Origin of the sequence: Candidatus Synechococcus spongiarum SH4 (assembly GCF_000586015.1) — a bacterium.
Taxonomy (GTDB): domain Bacteria; phylum Cyanobacteriota; class Cyanobacteriia; order PCC-6307; family Cyanobiaceae; genus Synechococcus_B; species Synechococcus_B spongiarum_F.
In genome coordinates, this window is sequence record NZ_JENA01000192.1 from 1 (window position 1) to 3,104 (window position 3,104).

General features: G+C 67.2%; 3 protein-coding genes and 1 pseudogene. 1 reads left to right on the forward strand and 3 read right to left on the reverse strand.

Annotated elements, in window-relative coordinates; all coding sequences use genetic code 11:
• The 3 genes and pseudogenes from BG35_RS11020 to prmC all read right to left on the reverse strand — a co-directional run.
• Positions 1-1,401 (reverse strand): annotated as a pseudogene (locus BG35_RS11020) (GH116 family glycosyl-hydrolase); the annotation flags it as partial.
• An 18-nt stretch (positions 1,402-1,419) separates the two neighbouring features.
• Positions 1,420-2,007 (reverse strand): L-threonylcarbamoyladenylate synthase, encoded by a 588-nt coding sequence (locus BG35_RS0108160; RefSeq protein WP_025782438.1) that lies wholly within the window; start codon positions 2,005-2,007, stop codon positions 1,420-1,422.
• Positions 2,008-2,009: 2 nt separating this feature from the next.
• Positions 2,010-2,900 (reverse strand): peptide chain release factor N(5)-glutamine methyltransferase, encoded by an 891-nt coding sequence (gene prmC / locus BG35_RS0108165; RefSeq protein WP_025782439.1) that lies wholly within the window; start codon positions 2,898-2,900, stop codon positions 2,010-2,012.
• Positions 2,901-2,920: 20 nt separating this feature from the next.
• On the opposite strand from prmC, the gene BG35_RS12820 reads away from it, so the two are divergent.
• On the forward strand, positions 2,921-3,104 hold a 184-nt coding region (locus BG35_RS12820; RefSeq protein WP_152535241.1), incomplete at its 3' end, for a hypothetical protein.

Consider the following 3,104-nt stretch of genomic DNA (forward strand, 5'->3'; position numbering starts at 1 on the left):
CCGGCCACAGTTGCACCAGGGCGAGGGAGCCGTAGAGCCGCACGTCCAGGCTTTCATACCAGGAGTAATCCGGACATTCCAGGACACCGAAGTGGCCCACCGGTCGATCAGCGGTGGCGGCGGTCCAGAGGCTGCCGCCGCTGGCCAGATCCCCAGTTCATTGAACAGGGCCATGCGGACGGCCTCGGACAAATCATCCTGTTCCAGAACGGGTTGTTGCCAGCGGTCGATGGCCTGGCGCCACCGGGGCCAATCCCGGAGTGCCTCAGCGGCAATGGCGGCGGCATGGTCCCCGGACCGTCCGAAAAAGTCCGTATAGCGCCGGTGGCTGGTGATGCCCTTGGCAAACTCTGTCACCGGCAGATCCCAACTGATCACCAGGGGCAACGTCAGCGTCTCCCCGGGCCGCAATTGGAAGCGCACCGCCATGGCCGCCGCCGAGGGATCGTCCACGCCGCTACGGCGGGTGTCCATGGCTCGGGGAATGGACCCGTCCCGGGAAAACGGCGTCCAGATCTCCGCACCGTCACCGCCGGGATGCCAACGGCCACAGCGGTGCAACTCCGCCCCTGGCGGCAACCGGCCCACCGCCAGACACCACTGGCCCTCCCCCTCCGCCACCGGCTTGCTGCGGGGACCGTTGAGCAGGAGTCCCTGTAACTGGCCCTCATCCACAAAGGAACAGTGCTGGCCTTCGGTGCGGCCAATGGCGGGAACATAGGCATACACCGGGCTGCCGTCCTCCCGATAGACCACCTCCGGGCTGGTGCGGGTGTTGGTGAACCAGCCGCAAAGGTTGCGCCAGCTCAGCAACAGGGACAACTGGAGCGGTCGCAGGCCGGGATTGCGGAACAGCCAGCGGAACACGGCCACGGGATAGGAAGTGTGCCGGTAGTTGCCAGGGATGATGGGACTGAACTGCTCGCAACTGATCTGGGCCCGGAAGACGTTGCTGTACTGGAACCAGCTCAGGGGATAGCGGGCCGCGTAATGACCGGTGACGCGAGAGGACCGGCTGGGGGGATACCAGTTCCAGCTTGCCAGGCTGCCGTCCGTGGGGGGCGCAGTGGACAGGGCATGGGTGCGGACATCATCGCCGCGCCGCTCATGGATGGCGAACTGGCAATCCGGGATGGAGCCAAACCAGTGCTCGCCGCCGTCCAGGCGCCACAGGGTGACGTCTCCACGGGAACTGCGCCCGAAGCAACCGGCCCCGAACCCCCCCAAAGGGGCCCCGTGCCACGGCCCATCATCCAGGTTGCAGGCGCTGCGGGCGGTGAAGGGTTTCTGCCAACCCTGACCAATGGGCCGCTGCCAGGCCGCCTTGGGCCGTGACGTCCTGGATCGTCCCCAGGGCCGGGCCTGCCAACGGGAGTCACCAGGAAAGTTGGCCTCGTTCATGGGGGGAGAGCGATTGCTTCAGCTTGGCCAGTTTGCGGTTTGAATGGCTCCTTCTCGAAGGGTGATCCACCGGCCGGACCGCCAAGCCACCACCGTGCTGGCCCGGCCCGACGGGGCGCTCCAGGGGAGCGGCCCCGCCAGCAGCACCTGGGGAAAGGTCCCGGCAATGGCGTCGGGATCCACCAGAGCGGGTTGGGAAGAGCGGTTGGCGCTGGTGGTGGCCAGGGGACCGCTGCGGCGCAGCAAGGCCTGGGTGGCCTGGTGGTCGGGGACCCTCAGGCCCAGGGAGGTGGGTTGCGCTGGATTCAGCCGCCGGGCCAGGGGGCCCCCATGGGGCGCCACCAGAGTGAGGGCTCCCGGCCAGTGATCAATGGCCTGTTGCCAGGCCGCTTCCGGCTTGATGTCCAGGGCCTGCCAGAGTTGGGCTGCGTCCGCGCCCATGAGAATGAGGGGTTTATCCAACGTGCGCCCCTTGAGTTGCCAGAGTTGACCAGCCGCTTCCGGTCGCGCCGCCAGAGCCGGCAGGGTGTCCGTGGGCATGGCAATCACACCGTCGGCGCCAAGGTGATGGAGCAGGTGGTCCGGGGATTGGGGTTCTGGGATCATGGTCAATGGTGCGGCGTGCAGCCCGCCAGGAAGCGGTCGTTGCCTTCCAGATCCTGATGCCGCCGGATGGCCCTCAGTCCCGCCGTTGCAAAGAGTGTCTCCAGAGCCGGCGCCTGGCCCTGGCCGTGCTCCACCACCAGCCAGCCACCCGGCGTCAGGGCGGAAACCCCCGCCAGCAGGTCACGGAAGCATCCAAGCCCGTCGGGGCCGCCGTCCAGAGCCGGACGGGGTTCGTGGCAACGCACTACGGGATCAAGGTGGGCCAGGGTTGAGGTGGGAATGTAGGGCGGATTGCTCACCACCATGGTGAGGCGTCCCCACCAGGGCCGCAAGGGCTGCCACCAGTTCCCCGCCAGCAGGCGCACCCGCCCGGCCACGGATTCCAGGTTCCGGGCCGCCACCGCCAAGGCTGTTGGATCCTGGTCCATCGCCACACCCTGACAGTCGGGGAAGGCGGTGGCCAGGGCCAGGGCCAGGCAGCCGCTGCCGGTGCCCAGATCAGCCCACAGCCCCCCACTGGCTGGCGCGTCCTCCATGAGGGAGATGGCCACGTCCGCCAGCAACTCTGTTTCCGGACGGGGGATCAGCACCCCTGGCGCCACGGTCAGCATGAAGTCCCGCCATGGACAGCGGCCCAGGAGGTACTGCAACGGCTCCTGCTTCAGGTGGCGATGCCAGAGCCGAGTCAATTCATCCAGATCGCGACTGAGTTGAACGGTGGCTTGGGGATGGAGCGCCAGGCTGTAGTAACGCTTGCGCTCCAAACCGGCGCCCACGTCCAGCAGCCAGGCCAGGCTGGAGGCGGCGCCCCCCTCCGCCAGCCGCTCCCTCCGCCAGGCCAGAAGTGTGGCAGCTACACAGGTGACCAAAGCAACCTCTGAATCAGCCCACAAGACGAATCGTTATCATCCATGTGCTGCGTCACCACCTGCGAGAGCAGATGCATCCCGACCCAAGGCAGTCGTTCACCGATCAGAGCAACTGGACAGCGGCCCGGAGCAGTCGCCTCTACGGCCTGGACGCCTGGGGACAACCCTACTTCTCCATCGGTGAACAGGGCCATGTGATGGTGCGACCCCGGGCTGAACAGGGGGACT